The sequence below is a fragment of the Pseudomonas sp. H1_D04 genome (assembly GCF_054683855.1).
In genome coordinates, this window is record NZ_CP162826.1 from 97,201 (window position 1) to 115,372 (window position 18,172).

General features: G+C 59.6%; 15 protein-coding genes and 1 pseudogene. 6 read left to right on the forward strand and 10 right to left on the reverse strand.

Annotated features, from left to right (window positions below; genetic code table 11):
• Positions 1-13: 13 nt before the first annotated feature.
• Genes AB4N82_RS00470 through AB4N82_RS00485 form a run of 4 tightly spaced genes read right to left on the reverse strand, consistent with a single transcriptional unit; the run spans position 14 to position 2,644 of the window.
• On the reverse strand, positions 14-1,366 hold the full coding sequence (locus AB4N82_RS00470; RefSeq protein ID WP_122765011.1) for a sensor histidine kinase: 1,353 nt from the start codon (positions 1,364-1,366) through the stop codon (positions 14-16).
• Complete coding sequence (locus AB4N82_RS00475) at positions 1,363-2,031, reverse strand: response regulator transcription factor (protein ID WP_032886699.1); 669 nt, start codon at positions 2,029-2,031, stop codon at positions 1,363-1,365. Before AB4N82_RS00475 ends, AB4N82_RS00470 begins: the two co-directional genes overlap by 4 nt.
• Complete coding sequence (locus tag AB4N82_RS00480) at positions 2,031-2,342, reverse strand: PepSY domain-containing protein (protein ID WP_032886701.1); 312 nt, start codon at positions 2,340-2,342, stop codon at positions 2,031-2,033. The genes AB4N82_RS00475 and AB4N82_RS00480 overlap by 1 nt, the downstream gene beginning before the upstream one ends.
• Positions 2,342-2,644: a PepSY domain-containing protein gene (locus tag AB4N82_RS00485; RefSeq protein WP_032886703.1), complete on the reverse strand. Its 303-nt coding sequence runs from the start codon at positions 2,642-2,644 to the stop codon at positions 2,342-2,344. Before AB4N82_RS00485 ends, AB4N82_RS00480 begins: the two co-directional genes overlap by 1 nt.
• A 158-nt stretch (positions 2,645-2,802) precedes the next feature.
• Between AB4N82_RS00485 and AB4N82_RS00490 the strand changes: the two genes are divergently transcribed.
• The 5 genes from AB4N82_RS00490 to codA all read left to right on the forward strand — a co-directional run bounded on the left by AB4N82_RS00490 (position 2,803) and on the right by codA (position 8,377).
• A complete protein-coding gene (locus AB4N82_RS00490) occupies positions 2,803-3,882 on the forward strand; it encodes a patatin-like phospholipase domain-containing protein (protein WP_122765012.1) in 1,080 nt (359 codons plus the stop codon).
• A gap of 76 nt (positions 3,883-3,958) precedes the next feature.
• The gene (queD, locus tag AB4N82_RS00495) at positions 3,959-4,315 is read left to right on the forward strand and encodes a 6-carboxytetrahydropterin synthase QueD (RefSeq protein WP_003173033.1); all 357 of its coding nucleotides are present in this window, start codon (positions 3,959-3,961) and stop codon (positions 4,313-4,315) included.
• Positions 4,316-4,643: 328 nt separating this feature from the next.
• Positions 4,644-5,912: a cytosine permease gene (gene codB, locus AB4N82_RS00500; RefSeq protein WP_122681507.1), complete on the forward strand. Its 1,269-nt coding sequence runs from the start codon at positions 4,644-4,646 to the stop codon at positions 5,910-5,912.
• Entirely contained in the window at positions 5,909-7,114 is a 1,206-nt protein-coding gene (locus AB4N82_RS00505) for a PucR family transcriptional regulator (RefSeq protein WP_095186459.1), read from the forward strand. Before codB ends, AB4N82_RS00505 begins: the two co-directional genes overlap by 4 nt.
• Positions 7,115-7,141: 27 nt before the next feature.
• Positions 7,142-8,377 (forward strand): cytosine deaminase, encoded by a 1,236-nt coding sequence (codA, locus tag AB4N82_RS00510; protein ID WP_122681509.1) that lies wholly within the window; start codon positions 7,142-7,144, stop codon positions 8,375-8,377.
• 9 nt (positions 8,378-8,386) lie between these two features.
• On the opposite strand, the gene AB4N82_RS00515 is transcribed toward codA, so the two are convergent.
• The 5 genes and pseudogenes from AB4N82_RS00515 to AB4N82_RS00535 form a co-directional block, all read right to left on the reverse strand.
• A complete protein-coding gene (locus tag AB4N82_RS00515) occupies positions 8,387-10,537 on the reverse strand; it encodes a lipase family protein (RefSeq protein ID WP_122765013.1) in 2,151 nt (716 codons plus the stop codon).
• Positions 10,538-10,551: 14 nt separating this feature from the next.
• Positions 10,552-11,326: pseudogene (locus AB4N82_RS00520) on the reverse strand (hypothetical protein).
• Complete coding sequence (locus tag AB4N82_RS00525; RefSeq protein WP_122765015.1) at positions 11,319-12,155, reverse strand: DUF4123 domain-containing protein; 837 nt, start codon at positions 12,153-12,155, stop codon at positions 11,319-11,321. Before AB4N82_RS00525 ends, AB4N82_RS00520 begins: the two are co-directional and overlap by 8 nt.
• Positions 12,155-14,173, reverse strand: coding sequence for a type VI secretion system Vgr family protein (locus AB4N82_RS00530; RefSeq protein WP_122765016.1), 2,019 nt, complete (start codon positions 14,171-14,173; stop codon positions 12,155-12,157). Before AB4N82_RS00530 ends, AB4N82_RS00525 begins: the two co-directional genes overlap by 1 nt.
• 305 nt (positions 14,174-14,478) lie before the next feature.
• Positions 14,479-15,465, reverse strand: a complete 987-nt coding sequence (locus AB4N82_RS00535) for a diaminopimelate epimerase (protein ID WP_122765017.1) — start codon at positions 15,463-15,465, stop codon at positions 14,479-14,481.
• A gap of 349 nt (positions 15,466-15,814) precedes the next feature.
• On the opposite strand from AB4N82_RS00535, the gene AB4N82_RS00540 reads away from it, so the two are divergent.
• On the forward strand, positions 15,815-16,966 hold the full coding sequence (locus tag AB4N82_RS00540) for an MFS transporter (RefSeq protein WP_122765018.1): 1,152 nt from the start codon (positions 15,815-15,817) through the stop codon (positions 16,964-16,966).
• Positions 16,967-16,970: 4 nt separating this feature from the next.
• On the opposite strand, the gene AB4N82_RS00545 is transcribed toward AB4N82_RS00540, so the two are convergent.
• Positions 16,971-17,888, reverse strand: a complete 918-nt coding sequence (locus tag AB4N82_RS00545; protein WP_177434325.1) for a type III secretion protein — start codon at positions 17,886-17,888, stop codon at positions 16,971-16,973.
• Positions 17,889-18,172: the final 284 nt, after the last annotated feature.

Sequence of the window (18,172 nt, forward strand, 5' to 3'; positions counted from 1 at the left end):
GGATTGAAGAGGGTCAAATGTGGGAGGGAGCCGGTCGAATCGTCGCACCGCCCCTTCCACAGGGCAATTCGATCAGCACCTTGAGCCCGCCCAGCTCGCTTTCCTGCAACTGCAACACCCCACCCCACACCTCGACGATATCCCGCACGATCCCCAGCCCCAAACCATGGCCATCAATCTGCTCATCCAGGCGTGTGCCACGGCTGAATACCTGATCGCGCTGGGTTTCGGGGATACCGGGGCCGTCATCCTCAACCGCCAGCAGGTAGCTGTTGGCGGTTTCACTGATATTCAGCCGCACATCGGCATCCGCCCATTTGCAAGCGTTGTCCAGCAGGTTGCCGAGCAGTTCCAATAGGTCTTCCCGGTCCCAAGGCAATTGCAAGCCTGGGGCCGCGTGGTAACTGAGGTCCAGGTGCTCGCCATGGACCATGTTCAGGGTGGCCAGCAAACCGGGCAGTTCTTTTTCACAGTCGAACAAGGCGCCCGGCAAGGTTTCGCCGGCCAGGCGTGCGCGGTTGAGCTCACGGTTGAGGCGCTGTTGAACCTGCTCCAACTGCTCGCGCAAGAGTTTGCTCAGTTTAGGGTGATCCTTGAGCGCCTCGCTCGACGCAGCGCTCAACAGCACCGCCAGCGGGGTTTTGAGGGCATGGCCCAGGTTGCCGAGGGCATTGCGTGAGCGCTTGAGGCTGTCTTCGGTGTGGGCCAGCAGGTGGTTGATCTGCGCCACCAGCGGCTCCAGCTCCAACGGCACTTGGGTGTCGAGTTGCGAGCGCTGGCCCTGCTGCAATTGGGCGATCTGGTTGCGGGCGGTTTCCAGCGGGCGCAAGGCGCGACGTACGGTGACCCGCTGCAGGATCAATACCAGCAGCAACGCCACCAACCCCAGCACCAGACCGATCTGACGCATCAGCCGGAAGCTTTCCCGCACCGGTGTGTAGTCCTGAGCCACGCTGATGGAAATTGATTGGCCAAAGCGTTTGTAGTCCGAGCGCAATACCAGCAACTGCTGGCCTTCCGGGCCCAGTTGCAGGTTGCCCTTGAGCCCCACTTCGGGCAGTCGGGGCAACTCCTGATCCCACAGCGAACGGGAACGCCAATGGGTGTCAGCAAAATCGATACGGAAGTAATGCCCGGAAAACGGCCGCTGATAGGCCGGCGAGAGGCGCTGCTCATCCAACTGTACGCCGTTGGGCCCGCGCACCAGCGCCACCAACAGGTTTTCAGCGTCGTTGCGCAACCCCGCTTCCAGGTAGCGCTGCAAACCGGCTTCGAACAACCACAGACTGGTTTGCGCCAACACCAGGCCGACGATCACCATCACACTGATCAACCCCAGGCTGAGGCGGCGTTGAATCGACTTCATGCAGGGCTGGCGCCAAAGCGGTAACCCTGGCCGCGCCGGGTTTCGATCACGCTGCGCCCCAATTTGCGGCGCAGGTGATTGACGTGGACTTCCAGCACGTTGGAATCGCGCTCTGTCTCGCCGTCATACAAGTGCTCAGCCAGGTGGCTTTTCGACAGGATCTGTTCGGGGTGCAGCATGAAGTAGCGCAACAGGCGGAATTCGGCGGCGGTCAGTTGGATCTCGTCACCGTCGCGCAGTACGCATTGGCGACCTTCGTCCAGGTGCAGCCCGGCGGCCTGCAAGGTGGGCTGGTTGGCCTGGCCGTGGGAACGGCGCAACAGCGCCTGGATGCGCAGGTGCAGTTCTTCGGGGTGAAAGGGTTTACTCAGGTAGTCGTCGGCACCGGCCTTGAGCCCTTCGATCCGTTCTGCCCACGAATCGCGGGCGGTAAGAACGAGCACCGGAGTGGCCAACGCGGCTGCACGCCATTGCGCCAGCACCTCAAGGCCGGGCAAACCGGGCAGGCCGAGGTCGAGGATGATCAGGTCGTAGGGTTCGCTGCGGCCCTGGTAAGCAGCGTCGCGGCCGTCGGCCAGCCAGTCGACGGCATAGCCCTGGCGCTGTAGGCCGGCCAACAATTCATCGGCCAGGGGTACGTTGTCTTCCACCAGGAGCAGGCGCATCAGTCTTCCTCGTCTTTGATCAGTACACCGTTGGTGGCGTCGAGTTTAATCTCACGTACCACACCTTCGGTGGTCACCAACTCCACTTCGTAGGCATATTGGCCGTGTTTTTTCTCAAGCTCGGCTTCCAGCAAACGGGAGCCTGGATACCGCGCCATGGCCTGCTGCAACAGTTGCTCCAGCGGCAGGATCACCCCCTGCTGGCGCAGCGCGAGGGCTTCGTCCTGGTTGAGATCGCGGGCCTGCAAACCTGAGCAGAACACCACCAGCACCAACGCCACTCGACTGCCGGCGCGTAAATTTACCTTCATTACGTATCCTGATGATTCTTGAGAACCTGCCCGGTGAGCGCGTCCAATTCAACATCCCATTCAATGCCGTGGCGATCTTCCAACTCAACCTCGTAGACGTACTTGCCATACGCCTCGTCCAGATCGGTGTCCAGCAGCGTCGAACCGGGGTGCAGGGCCAGGGCCGTGGCTTCCAGTTGGTCAAAGGCGACAATTGTAACAGTGGCGGGCACGGTCAGTGGCTTGTCGGGGTCCACGGCTCCGGCCTGGGACGCCGCGGAGGCGATGATAGCGGCGGCGACCAGAGCAGTGAGGCGTTTCATGATAAGTCTCCATAACACGAAGTTAGTCCTACGCCAGCCACGGTATATGCCGCAACTTAACTGAAACTGAATTGCCACCATGGCAATTTCGGGAAAGGCCTTTTCCCACAACCCGCGAGATTTCCTATACTGCCCCGCTCGCTTCAACAGAGACCGGTATGACAGCCATTCACATCAAGTTTCCCGCCCTGACCCTCAAGGCCGGCACGCGCGCCCTCGCCCGCATCCGCGAACAAGGCCTTAAGCCTGCCGACGTAGGCATCCTCCCCGGTGCGGCTGGCGGCCCCAAGGCTTTGGGCATCCAGGGCCTGGACTTGGCGCTGTTCGGCGACTGGCTGCCCCGCGCACCACGGGAGCGGGCGCTGATAGGCGCATCCATCGGTTCCTGGCGCTTTGCCAGCGCCTGCCTGCCCGACCCGGTGCAAGGCCTGCTGGACCTCGGCCGCTTGTACAACGAGCAGCGTTTTGCCAAAGGCGTGACCATGGCCGAGGTCACCCAGAGCTGCCAGCGCATGCTCGACGACCTGCTGGCCGGCCGCGATGCACGCGTACTGGACAATCCCGACTATCGCCTGAATATCATGGTGGTCAAAAGCCACGGCCTGCTTGCCGACGACCATCGCGGGCGCCTGGGTCTGGGCCTGTCAACGGTGATCGCCGACAACCTGCGCGGCCGCGCGCGGCTGTCGCGGCATTTCGAACGGTTGATCATCCATGACCCGCGCCAACTGCCACCGGTGCATCCACTGAAGGATTTCCCATCGCGGTTTCTTGAACTGGATGCAGGCAACCTGCGCCAGGCACTTCTGGCGTCGGGCTCGATCCCGATGGTGATGCAAGGCGTGCGCGACCTGCCCGGCGCAGGCGCTGGCACCTACCGCGACGGCGGCCTGCTGGACTACCACCTTGATCTTCCCTACCACGGCGATGACATCGTGCTGTACCCGCACTTTACCGATCGGGTGATCCCCGGCTGGTTCGACAAAGGGCTGCCATGGCGGCGCAGCAATCAGCAGGGATTGCAGGACGTGTTGCTGCTGGCGCCGTCCAAGGACTACCTGGCCCGCCTGCCCCACGGCAAACTGCCGGACCGCAGCGATTTCAAACGCTTTTTGGGCGACGACAGAATCCGCAATAAGTACTGGCAAACCGCGATGAGCGAGAGCCAGCGGTTGGGGGATGAGTTTCTGCAACTGGCGGATAACGGAGGCCTGGGCGAGCGCTTGCAGGCGCTTTGACCCAGCGGTATGCGCGGCGCGTGATCAAGCTGTTAAACTCGCCGCCTGCCAGATACCTGACCGAGCTGAAAATACTGTGGAAATCTTCAAAGAGTTTACCTTCGAATCCGCCCACCGCCTGCCGCACGTGCCGGATGGCCACAAATGCGGGCGCCTGCATGGGCATTCGTTCAAGGTGGCGATTCACCTGAGCGGCGACCTGGATCCCCACACCGGCTGGATTCGCGACTTCTCGGAGATCAAGGCGATTTTCAAGCCACTCTATGAACGCCTCGACCACAACTACCTCAATGACATCCCAGGCCTGGAAAACCCAACCAGCGAAGTGCTGGCCAAGTGGATCTGGAATGAACTGAAACCACTGCTGCCAGAACTCAGCGCAATTCGCATCCATGAGACCTGCACCAGCGGCTGTATCTATCGCGGCGAGTAAGCCAGCGATGTGAAAAAAACCACCCATGCGGTGGTTTTTTTGTGGCTGCCTCACTTACAGCCATGCGTCCCGACGGTAAGGAGCACTTGCGCCGACGGCCGGACTCAAGCCCAGCGATCACACACGCTGTCCGACTGATCCATTTTGTATCACCCCTGCACTGCTTTCGTGCCCGACTGGGCACAGCGAACATTCTTTTCTGCGCTTCTGCCCTGTTTGGCTATAAATACTGTGCACCGTGCACAGCCGCCGCCGTGCGCCCGTCACTGCTGCGGATTTGGCACGCGCGGTGCAATAGGCCTCGTCACTCATTCAGGGAGCAAGGCACATGACGCAGCAAGAAACGGGCAACGATTACCCTTTAAGCGAAGTCCCCATGCATGCGCGCAAGGGCCTGGCGTCAACCGCCATGGTGCTGTTGGGCTTTACGTTTTTTACCGCGACCATGTTTGCCGGCGGCAAGCTGGGAGTAGCGTTCAGCTTCACCGACATGCTCGGCGTGGTGGCCCTGGGTAACCTGCTGCTGGGTATTTACGCCGCAGGCCTGGGCTACATTGCCTTCAAGAGTGGTTTGAACTCGGTATTGATGGGGCGATTCTGCTTCGGCGAAGTGGGCAGCAAACTCAGCGACTTGATCCTCGGTTTCACCCAAATCGGCTGGTACGCCTGGGGCACCGCCACTGCTGCCGTGGTGCTGGGTAAATATTTCGAGCTGAGCCAGGGCAGTGTGCTGGCCTTGATGGTGTTGTTCGGTTTGGTGTTCTGCGCGACAGCCTACGTGGGCTATCGCGGGTTGGAGATTTTGTCCTACATCGCGGTGCCGGCCATGGGCCTGTTGCTGTTTTTGTCGATGTGGGTCGCCACGATGAAAATCGGCGGGCTGGACGGGTTGCTGGCGGTGGTGCCGACCGCTGAACTGGACTTGTCGACGGCAATCACCCTGGTGTTCGGCACCTTTGTCAGTGGCGCGACCCAGGCCACCAACTGGACGCGGTTTTCACGCTCAGCCAGGGTGGCGGTGCTGGCCAGCCTGATCGGTTTCTTTATCGGCAATGGCCTGATGGTGTTGATCGGGGCCTATGGCGCCATCGTCTATCAGCAACCGGACGTGGTGGAAGTATTGCTGCTGCAAGGCTTTGCCATGGCGGCGATGGCCATGTTACTGCTCAACATTTGGAGCACTCAGGACAACACCATTTATAACTTCGCCGTGGCCGGCTGCAATCTGCTGCGCACCAAACGCCGCAAAACCGTGACCCTGGCTGGTGCGGTGATCGGCACATTGCTGGCGCTGCTCGGCATGTACGACATGCTGGTGCCCTACCTGATCCTGCTGGGCACGGTGATCCCACCCATTGGTGGCGTCATCATGGCGGACTTCTTCTACCGCTATCGCGGCCAATACCCGCGCCTGGCTGAAGCGCGTCTGCCGGCGTTCAACTGGCCGGGGCTGGTGGCGTATGCGGTGGGCACCGTGCTGGCATTCAACTCACCCTGGGTCGCGCCGTTGGTGGGGATCGCTGCCGCGTCGCTGACCTACATCGCGCTGACCGCCGTACTACGCGTGCGTGTACCGCTGGCTGACGCCCAAGCATGAGCCTGACCCTTGCCGACGTACTGGCACTGCCCGGACTGGAATCCATGCGCCTGCGGGCCGGTGAAGCCAGCCTGGATAACCGCGTTCGCTGGCCGTACGTGGCGGAAAACAGCGGGATCGCCGAGTGGGTACTGGGCGGCGAACTGGTGTTCGTCACCGGCATCAACCACCCACGGGATGAAGCCAACCTGCTGCAACTGCTGGACGAAGCGTGTCAGCGCCAGGTCGCCGGATTGGTGATTCTTACCGGGCCGGCATATATCCAGGCGATCCCCCAGCGTTTACTCGACGCCGCCGAAGCCGCCGGCATGCCACTGATCGAACAGCCTTATTCGTTGAAAATGGTACTGGTGACCCAGGCTATCGGCTCCGCACTGATTCAGTCCGAACAGCTGGGGCGCTCACGCCATGATGTGCTGGAGCGCTTGCTGACCGGTGACTATCAATCCCTGGATCTGCTGCTGCACCGCGCCGTGCAATTGGGCATGTCCCTGGCGGGGCATTGGCAAATTGTGCAATTGCAACTGGAAGGCAGTGAATTGCTGTTCGCCCAAGACGACGCGACGCGGGTGGAGGCGCAACTGGCCCGACAGCACGATGCAATCAGTCGCCGCTTGCGTCAGTTGTCGACCGCGCTGCCGATACTCGGGCGGGCCGGACAATGGACCCTGTTGCTACCGGCGCCGGATGCTGGCGCGGCCTCGGCCAACCGTCAGCAATTGGCCCAGTGGCTGAAGCCCCTGAACCTGCGCCTGGCACCCCTCAAGCTATTTATCGGCTTGAGCGCAGCGCGCCATCCGGCCGAGCGCCTGGCTCAAGCACAGGATGAAGCGCGCCAGGCCCTGGCCGCCGCACGACGGTTCAGCGAGCGGGCCGGATTGTGCGTGTATGACGAATTGGGCGTGCTCAAGTTGCTCAGCGGCGTGCGTGATCGCGCCCTGCTCGACCAATTTCTCAATGAGCGCCTCGGCCCGTTGCTGCGCCACGACCTGCACCATGGCCCCAGCCTGATGCCGACCCTGGAAGCCTGGTTTCACGAGAATGGTAACCTGATGGCCGCCGCCCAGCGCCTGGCCGTACACCGCAATACCCTGACCCACCGCATCCAGCGCATCGAAGCCCTGTGCGGGCTGACGCTGGATAATTCATATGACCGCCTGGACATCGGCATTGCCCTGATGATCTGGCGGCTGTCTGCCTGATTGTTTTTAGCCAAGAGGAACTTGCCCATGCACATCATCAACGCCCGCCTGCGCAACCGTGAAGGCCTGCATGATCTGCACCTGGAAAACGGCCGGATCGCCAGCATCACCCCACAAGCGACGCCACCCGTCATGAAGGCTGGCGACCTGGATGCGGCTGGCAATCTGGTAATCCCGCCCTTCGTCGAACCCCATATCCACCTTGACGCCACTCTTACCGCTGGCGAACCACGTTGGAACATGAGCGGCACCCTGTTCGAAGGCATCGAGTGCTGGGGAGAACGCAAAGCCACCATCACCGAGGAAGACACCAGGACCCGTGCCAAGAAAACTATCCAGTCCCTTGCCGCTCACGGCATCCAGCACGTACGCACCCATGTCGACGTGACCGACCCCGACCTCACGGCACTCAAGGCCATGCTGCAAGTGCGCGAAGAAAGCACGCACCTGATCGACCTGCAAATCGTCGCCTTCCCTCAAGAAGGCATCGAGTCGTACCGCAACGGCCGCGAGCTCATGGAAGAAGCCATCCGCCTGGGCGCCGATGTGATAGGCGGCATCCCCCACTTTGAATACACTCGCGACCAAGGCGTGAGTTCTGTGAAATTCCTGATGGACCTGGCAGAGCGCACCGGTTGCCTGGTGGACGTGCATTGCGACGAAACCGACGACCCCCATTCGCGCTTCCTCGAAGTGTTGGCAGAAGAAGCCCGCAGCCGCGGCATGGGTGCCCGCGTCACGGCCAGCCACACAACGGCCATGGGTTCCTACGACAATGCCTACTGCGCCAAGTTGTTCCGCCTGCTGGGCCACTCCGGTATCAGCTTCGTCTCGTGCCCGACCGAAAGCATCCACCTGCAAGGCCGCTTCGACAGTTTCCCGAAACGCCGAGGTGTCACGCGGGTCAACGAACTGCTCGAAGCGGGCATGAACGTGTGCTTCGGACAGGACTCCATCGTCGATCCCTGGTACCCGCTCGGCAACGGCAACATCCTGCGGGTGCTCGAAGCCGGTTTGCACATCTGCCACATGCTCGGCTACCGCAACCTGCAAAGCGCACTCGACCTGGTGACCGACAACAGCGCCAAGGCCATGGCCCTGGGTGATCGCTACGGCCTTGAGCCTGGACGCCCAGCCAATTTGTTGATCCTCTCGGCGGACAGCGACTACGAAGTGATTCGCAGCCAAGGACTACCGCTGTACTCGATTCGCAACGGCAAGGTGTTGATGAAGCGCCAGCCCGCGCAGGTGGAGTTTGTGTAAGCACGGGGATCATACGACTGAGTCGATATCCAGCGATTGCGCCCTCCCCAGCTCGCTTGGCGTGGCGGGAGGGATACTGGCGACCTGAGGCAGTGCCTGGTTTTCACGATGACGGAACCAGCGCTTCAGGCTCGGCGGCAGCGCTGCAGAGTGGGCGTGGCTCCCGTAGATATCACGGGCATCGAGGCGACGCCAACGCAGGGTTTGCAGGCGTTCGCGACTGGTGTGCAGGCGGTCGATCTCGGCATTCAAAGGCTCGTGATATTCATAGGACCGTGCGTTGGTCGGGCGATGTCGGGTGAGTTCACGCCGCTTGTCTTGCAGTTGTTTGCGCATGGTCGCCAGGGCATGGTCGAGCAGTTCAAACTCGCGCTGGGTCACCAGAGGGCCGTTGCTATCCAAAGCTTGTTGCCAGCGCCGCAACGTCGCCCAGGCAGCAGGGATGTAGCTGGCGGTCATGAAGTGCTGTTTGTATTGCACCAGTTGCCTGATCAAACCTTCGCGGTCGGGCATGTCACCTCGCACTTGCAACGCTCGACTGTGACCAGCCTCTTCGATGGACTCACAACCAGGCTTCCACAATACCGACGAATGCGTGCCATCCGGGAGCATGATCGGCATAAAGTGCTGCTGCTCGCCATGATGTTGGTAAGGGTTGCCGCCAATACGTACCAAGCCGGCTGCGAACAGCAGACCACCTGCGGTGGGCGCGCTGAATAGCGTGACGGCGCCAGGGATCCAGAGCTTGGCGGTGGTATTCATCCAGGGCGCAGGGACGCTGGGAACGGGGTCGTTGTGGTTGACGATGCGATGGTGGACCAGCGTGGATGCGCCGCGAGTGAACTCGGAGTCGGCGGCGCGGGGAGCGCCGTAGGTGTAAAGGAGGACGTTGTAATTGGCATCGGGAATTCGACGTAACCCTTCAGCCAGGAGCAACGCAATCGCGCCACCCAGGCTGTGGCCACAAATCACAATGCGCTGGCCGGTGTGAAACTGATCAAGGTAGCGTAGTACGAAATCACGCACCGCTTGGTATGCCAGATAAAACCCTTCATGCGCCTTGCCAACACCCTCCGCGAAAAGCACCTGGTGGGCGTTGGCATCTCGCAACCCATCAGCTGAACTGGCAGTGCCTCGCACCGCTATCAGAATTACCTCATCGTGGTGAGTGATGAACGCCTGGGTATCAGTGCCGCCTTTTTCGTCATCGAAGAAATGCAAGCGCGCGGGGTGTTCCTGTTCATCCCCCAGTTCCGGGCGATTCTGTGGGTATAACGCAGGATCAAAGGGCAGGATTTCGAAGCGCCTGGAGTACGGGACTTCCTCATAGAGTGGATAGAAACGCTGTGTTTGCTCCGGATCAACCCGCCACGCTTCCTGATGCCCTGAAAGCTGCTCGGCAAATAGATTTCCGACACTTGGGTCTAGCGGAAAACGCACTTCATCCTGGGGTTTCTCCGGTGGCACCTGTCCGAAGTTGCAATAACTCAGTGATGCAAACAATGCCAACTGGTAAAGGTTCAAGGCACAGAAATCGTCTTGAGTGGAAAGCATTGGGCGCAGGGCTCGAAGCGGGCGTACTTCGAGAACGGTGTGGTTGTTGGGGAAGAGCACGACCCCGAACAAGGCTGGCTGAGGTGGGCCGAAGCCGAGGTCTGCCATCATTTTTAGGGCGTGGCGTTGGGGGCGATGAGTACGAGGAGCTATCGGAGGTAAGTGGGCGACATGGCGAACGAGATCGCGCACCTCGACTTGATAAAACCTATTGGCATACTGTTTCGCGGGATTGTTTTCGATACGGCGACCGTCAGCCGCAGCAAATCGGGTTTGTTCTGCACGAAATTGGAGCTCGGTGATGGGAAGCTTATAGGTAGGACGTATCATTAGCCGCTGATACGGTAGATCTACTCCAGAATACAAATCGTCAAAAACAAGAACCACAGGGCCGCAATACACATCTCCTAGTTTGGCGAAACCTTCCCCATTCAGCCGGCCTTTGTATTGCTGTCCAGTACTGTCGTGGACAGTGTAGGACAGACCGCCATACGTCACTCCAACCCCAAGTTCATCTACTAGACAGAAACTTACCCAATGCCCTCGCAATGAGCAGGCGGGCTTATTGTCACTAAAAAAAGGTTGCTTCCTTGCGTCCAAACTCATGAGCTTTCTCCTTGCTACTTGCACGATGGATAAACATCACAGATGCGGCCATCCGGCATTTTAATCGGCTTAAAGTTGGTCGTATCTCCATTGCAAAAGGCGTCCAGATCTTCGAAGCTTTTCCCCCTACACCGCTTCCAGCCACCAGGAACGGCAACCCAGCTATCGTCAAAAGCCGGCTGTTCCTCCTCCGTTAAAGTCAGCACCACCCTAAGCGTTTTACCCGGTAGCTCATCGCGCTGTGCAACACCCCCTGCGGGCGTTTTTTGCAGTTGACCTGCCGCGTCCAGTGAACGGCATTGCAGAATCTTCCTGATCCCATGAAGAGGGCCTACCGTTCGAAACCACCACTGACATTGACCCGGCAGCTCCTGAACACCGGACTCAGGCATCCGGGGCGAATCCAGGCGATCGATAATGGAAATACCCGCAATATCCCCCCCCAACATCCCCATCCCGTTTCCCCCATTTCGCATAAAAATCAAACTCGACGCCACGCAACACCAGCGGGCATCCCTCCACCGTTTCAGTTAGCGGCAATTGATAACTCACCCGACTGGCCGCAGGTTTGTATTCGGTAAAAAAGACCTTCCGCTCTGGCCGCTTGCCTCGACGCCTTGGCAAGGTGCAGGTCTCACCCGTGGCGGGCCTGTAGTTGGCGGCTGTTTTAAGTTTAAATTCCGGTGGTAGATCCACCTGCAGCGTAAAGCTTTCGACCGGCTTTACCGCACACCCCGAAAGCCCCGCCATCCCCAGCGCCAGCAGCACACCCAAGATCCGCCTACTCATCGGTTTTCTCCATCGAGCGCCACAGCTGCAACGTCCGCTGGAAATGATCTTCAGGGGTTTCTCCGACGGTTGGCTGCCATCGAATCACACTGGCGCGACTGGCCTCTTCCAACCGTCGCACTACCAGAAACTCCAACTGCTCCGGCCGGTTCCATTGCCAGGCCCGAGCCTGTTCGAGTACCTGGGTCAGCCATACCCTGGGGTCTTGGAATTCGACCAGCGCTGCCAGACTTTCACTGTGCTCCGCCAGCAGGTAACGCAGGATATTGGCGTGCAAAATGGCGTAGGCATTTGGGTTAGGTATGTTCAGCCAAGGAGCTGGATCGGGCACCGGATGATCACCGGGAGCAGGGTTACTGCCATAGTGCCAACGGTCTTCATGCCAGTAACACACACTGATCAGCGGGCCAAGGAATGCTGGCCATTGCTCAACCTTCAGGTAGTTGAGTGCACGCGCCAGCGTACGATTATCGTGAAATCGGTACAGCGCCTGATGCCCCTCGGGCCCGACCAGCAGCCGTTCGCGCCAATGCCGCGTCACGTCCGTGAGGTCCACGTTTGGCAAACTGCCCAACCACCCCCAATTCATCTCCGGCTTTTGTAGAAGATCGAGCAGCGCGGGCTCGCCAACCTGATCCAGCAACAGGATCAAGGGGCCAGCCGTGGCGATTTCCGCCAGCGGGGTTTGTGCGTAGAGGCTGCAATAGTCTGGAAAGCCTCGCGCTGCCAACATCGGCTGGCGGGCTGCGTTACTGCCTTCAAGTATCAAGCACAGCCTGCGCCCAGCCTGCAGCTGCTGGCTCATCCATTGGTTTGGAAGGTTGTCCATCAAGCAGCCCTCTCACTGATATCGCACAGGCCTTCGCGGCAGCGTTCGCACACTGGACAGAAGTCCGCGCCCAGTTGCTTGGCCAAGTGCATGATGACGCCCTGGACAACGGAGACTTCAGGGGCTGTAGCAATCGACACAGAACTCGCCGACCCGGTCGCGGACGGTGTGCCACCGAGGGTAATGGGCCGACTACTGAAAATACCTCCCGCCTGGATCACCAGGTGCTCTCCGCCCGCCTTGAAGCTCAGGTGTGCGCCGGCGTCGATCACCAAGCTGGCACCGGCCTTGAGATGCACCTCTTGGCCAGCTTCGATCACGAGGGTCTGCCGGACATACGTCTGGCTATCGCCCTGCACGTCCAGGTGGTCGCTGGCTTTGAGAACAACCTTACGATCACCCGTCACATGACGATGCTCCTCACTTTCCAGGTGAACCGTGCTTAACCCCCGGATGATTTCCCGTCGCTCCCCATCCACTTCCAAGCGAGCGTCATGGCCCACCTGTTGCTCAAAATCCCGTTGAGCCCGAACGTAGATGAGCTCCTCGCCACGACGATCTTCGAGGTGCAACTCGTTGGAACCTTCACCGCCCAGGGTGCTGCGAGTGCGCAAGACACTGCGGGTCTTGTGTTGCGGCAAAGGATAGGTAGGCATGTGCAACGCATTCGGCAGGCAACCGTGGATCAACGGCTGGTCCGGGTCTCCTTCAAGGAAGGTCACCAGCACTTCCATGCCCACCCGTGGGAGCATCGTTGCGCCAAACCCATCACCGGCCCATCCTGACGCCACTCGCACCCAACAACTGCTTTTGTCATCGGTCTTGTCCAGCCGGTCCCAATGAAATCGCACTTTCACCCGACCGTATGCATCGCAATGCACCTCCTCACCGGAAGGCCCGGTGACCGTTGCGGTCTGGGTCCCGTTGATGGTCGGCTTGAGGTGTTTGAGGGGCGGTCGATGCGTCGCACTCCAGGGTGTCGCCGTGAAGCGATTGCGATACCCCTGAAATGTACCCACTTCCTCTGCCGCTTCCTCCAGCACCTGAGGTTGATAACCCTCGTGACGGACCGAAGTGATTAACCAAAGGTCATTGCAGAGCGGGTCTGGATAGTCTTGCAATTCAAGGAAATGCCCACTGCGCAATACCGGCTGGTCGCTCTTGCCCAGCGCGCGAAAACGGTCGCGTTGATGGCGCTCCAAGCCTCTGCGTGCCAGGCGCGAACCCCGTGCATGACCGCTAAAACCTGCTGGATAGCAGTAGTCTTCAAGGGTTTGCGCTGCGGTCGAGCCTGCGGTGGTCTGTAAGCGCAAGGAGGGATGTTCAAAGTCATGATCGCGGCGCACCGTTTGCCCACTGCGGGCGCCCAGGCGCACATCGAAACGCTGGATAACCCGCGTATCAGCCTGCGGCCCGCCGGCAGGTGAATAACGTTGCACGGGCAAGCGGCGGAATACGGTCTGGTCATCGCCAAATACCAACACATGCGCGCCCTCGCTGTGACGGAAGTGGTAATGAATGCCCTCCTCTTCACACAGCCGCTGGATGAAATGCAGGTCGGTTTCCGCGTATTGCACACAGAACGTACGAGGCGGATACACCACCGGCCCCAGCTCAAAGGCATAGCTGTCGGCCAGAATGCCGTGGTGCTCAAGGACTGTCGCGATGATCTGGGGAACGCTGCGCTGCTGGAAAATCCGCTGGTCGCGCCGATGACCAAGGTAGGCGAGGCGCGGCGCCAACGTCAGGTGATAGCGGGTGAGCCGCCGGCCAGGATCATCGCGGCCAATTGCGTAAATCTGCCCATGCAATCCTGTATCCGTGTCGCCGAACGCCAGGTATGCAGGCTGGTGAAGCAAAGCCTCCAGATCCAGTGAAGGATTTTCGCTGACCACCTGCACCTGAATAAAAAATGGTTGATCAACGACCTCCTGGCCTTTGAACGCCAACACTTGAAAGTCACTTTTAATACCTGGAAGGATCAAATTGAAACGTGACGAAAAAAACGCACTAACCATCCGTTGTTACCCGCCAAATCTATTTATTACCGTACTGAAATACTTCCCCCGTCAAACGTAGAAAAGTTACCGAGAGAAAGCGCCTGAACGCCATGAAGCTTAGCGATTTCAGGAAAAAATCGACCTCGGAAAAATAAAAGAGAAGTTTCGTACAACGAAGTTTGAAGGGTCTTTTACAAGATATTAATTCTATTCAACCAAACACTTCTTAAAGACAAGAAATGCCCTACACCAACTTTCGTCTAATCAATTAATTGATCGTGAAACAGCTGACACCCCCTTGGGCATCAGCGATTCAAAAAGCTTTACGCCTGAGGCCGCGCGGTCCCGAACAGACTGACGCTCTGCAGTGTGTCGTTCTGCGTATGCAGGCGTACCGGCGCAGTGCCACCAGGCATCACGACGGCGACTTCACCGCCCTCAACCCAACCCGCTCGCCAAGCCGCACAGGCCACGGCACTGGCGCTGGTTCCGGAGGACGCCGTAGGGCCTTCTCCCCGTTCGAACACCCGGGCAATCACTCGGTTGCGGGAGTGCCTGGCGACCCATTGCAAATTGATCCCGGCCAAACAGGGGCGACCGCTGCCAGCCGGAGGGGCGAAGGCTATCGCCTGCAAGGGTTCATACAACGCGGGTTGCTGCATCTGTAGGTTATTCGGCAAAGCTGACACCTGATCGACCAAGGTCACACAATGAGGGTTACCTACACGCACAAACTGACTGTGTGTCCACCGCGGATCGATCGCCGCCAACGCCCTCACGTAACTCAGTTCAGTGCCGGCCAGAATTGTCTGCTCCACCTCTTGCGCACCAACGGCTGACGGCCCAAATCCAGGCAAACCCAAGGCCAGCCAAAATCCCGAGAGGTGCTCGTAGACGGCAGGCTCGACACGAGTCACCACCGGCGACACTGCATCAGGCTTGTCATGATGCACTCGCAATTCACACGCCTCAGTCATCAAGCCCTGGTCAGTGAGGGCCTGGGCGAAAATCGTCAACCCATTGCCACTGCGCTCAGCCAGGGAGCCGTCGGTGTTCACGATCAATAGGTCAAACGGCGGCTCGGCCTGGAACGGGCCAACCAACAAACCATCACAGCGGTGGGGCTTGGCATTGATGGGACGCGGCGTCGAATCCCAATCGCATTCAGACGTTATGGCTCGGGTTGCCCAACGCTCGCGAGCACGCACGGCTTGCGCGGCGCTGTCGGGCACCTCAATGCCCTGGCTTCGTAAAAAAGTCGGGCTGGTCACGCCATAAATATTGCCTCGTGCGTCATAGAACAGGGTCATGGTGCTAGTCGCCTTCCAATTTTCATCGGTTCGTCCGCTCACTTGCCTACAGGCTGAGCCAGCAGCGTATTACACAACGTAGCGTTTGTGGGAGGCGGCCTGGAAGGTGGTAATCCACCACGAGAAACCCGGGGTTCACCGGTTCCCACAGGGATTACGCACCTTCCAGGCCGCCTCCTACGAGCTCAACACCTCCTGTTGTGGCTGCCGACATCCATAGGGTTCCCGGTTTTTAAAAATTAACCTGAGTACAGGTCATCTCCGGGGAACCCGGCTCGCCCCCCAAGGCCCGATGTGCAAGGATGTCGCGTCGGACACCGTTCGTTGAACGCAAAACCAAGGATTTTTCATGACTGCCATTCCCACCTCCGCGCCCGTGATCCCCGGGCGGTTGGAGCAGATGTCGACACGTATTGCATTTTTTATCGCCGGCTTCGGCATTGCTGCGTGGGCGCCGCTGGTGCCGTACGCCAAGGCTCGTGCAGAACTGAGTGAGGGCACCTTGGGTCTGCTGCTGTTGTGCCTGGGGGTGGGGTCTATCATCGCCATGCCGGCCGCCGGCGCATTGGCATCGCGCTATGGTTGCCGACGCGTGCTGAGCGCCGGCACGATCATGATCTGCCTGGCCCTGCCCATGCTGGCCACGGTCAGCTCGATACCGTTACTGATCGCCGCGTTGTTCCTGTTTGGCGCGGGCTTGGGCACTGTGGACTCCACGGTGAACCTGCAAGCCGTGATTGTTGAGCGGGCCAGTGGCAAAACAATGATGTCGGGCTTCCATGGTTTGTTCAGCCTGGGAGGTATTGTCGGCGCGGCGGGGGTTGCCGGGTTATTGGGACTGGGGTTGTCGCCTCTCCAAGCGACCCTGGTGGTGATCGTCATCATGGCGGCGGCGCTGCTCAAGGCCGGTCCGCATTTGCTGCCCTACGGCAGTGAAAGTTCGGGCCCGGCATTTGCTGTTCCCCACGGCGTGGTGCTGTTTATCGGCTGTCTGTGCTTTATCGTGTTTTTGGCCGAAGGCGCCGTGCTTGACTGGAGTGCGGTGTTCCTCAGCGCCGAACGCGGACTTGACGAAGCCTACGCTGGCCTGGGTTACGCAGCGTTCGCCCTGACCATGACCGCCGGCCGTTTGACGGGTGATGCCATCGTACGGCGCCTGGGCGCTACGCGGGTGATCGTGATCGGGGGCGCACTGGCCACCGCCGGCATGTTGCTGGCGACGCTGCTTCCTGCCTGGGAAACCGCTCTGCTGGGCTACGCATTGGTAGGCGCCGGGTGTTCGAATATCGTACCGGTGCTGTATACCGCCGTCGGTAAACAGACAGTGATGCCAGAGCACATCGCCGTGCCCGCCATCACTACCCTGGGGTATGCCGGGATTCTTGCCGGCCCCGCCGTGATCGGTTTCATCGCACATGGCAGCAGCCTGAGCAGCGCCTTCGTGCTGATCGCATTGTTACTTGCGGGTGTGTCCCTCAGCGGCAAAATTCTCAAGGTGTAAACCATCAGCGCGCCTTGCGAGCTTCGTCTTGTTCCAGCCAACGATCGAGACTTTTGTTGCTGAGCCAGCCTTCCTTTTGAGGAGGCCCAAATAGTCGCGTTCCGTTCGCGCGCTCCAGTGAAGGCAGTAACCCTGGCCGCTCTAGAATGTTCTTTGCGGTGTAGACGCAAAGCTCGCTGTACTTGGGCCTGGGCATGCCGGTGGACGGCTCCAGCACTGGGATACCCTGCGGGTCAACGGCATACGGGTCCTGCATGACCGCCTTGAGTGTGGCGATTTCGACGTACTGGTGCTGCTCAAACAGAAACGTCCGGTCCTGGGATTTGTCTCTCAGTTGCTCGAAGTGGCCCTGCAGGGCCTGCACCACCTGGGTGTTACTCTGGGCATGGAACGGATCCTGGCTGAACACGCTCGGAGAACTATTGCCCTGCAATGTTTGGGCGGCGGCCCTGAGACTGTCACGAGTAATATCACCGTCGCGGCTCAAGATCGCGTCATTCAATCGCGGTCGCTTCAGAATTTCACTGACCACCTGAATCGTTCGGTCCAACTCCTCGTGTTGACCCGTACGTTCAGCGGCAACGCGCCGCAATGACGACCAGGTCAAACGTCCTTCGTTCAGGAATGGGTGCAGCCTGCCAAAATCTTTCTCCAGGGCCGTTGCTAATTGGCTGTCCGTGGACGCCACCCCGGGAGGCGAAAGATTGGCGCGCGTCACTGACAGGTTCTGCAGTGCTCGGTGATGCAGCACCGACAATGTACCGCGCAACGGCAATCGCCCGCGCGACGCGTTTTCCGGGTGCGCTGGGCGAGCGTCATTCCAGGTTTCAGCGTGGGTGAGCGACGCTGGCGCTGTGGGTCTCGAAACCATCCCGTCCAGTGCCAGAGGCCCACCATGAGGTAGTACACCCTCGATTTTCATGGGTTTTCTCCAACTTTTTCCCGATCCCTGCCTGTACGGTGATCGCCCCCTTGGCGGCCGAAATCATTGAATGGATTCCACTCAGGCAAGCACCTCATGTGTGGCTGGACGAATACGACAGTTCCTTACGACCAATGAATTCCAATGACAGCATGTAAAAAACCACGAGCGCGCCTTTACCGACTCCACCAGGCTGTCAGGTAATTCATCAGCCTGGAGTGTTTAAGTGGCTTGGCGTTATCACTAGAGGCGTGGTTGGACTTGAGCAGTCCCCTGCAAAAATC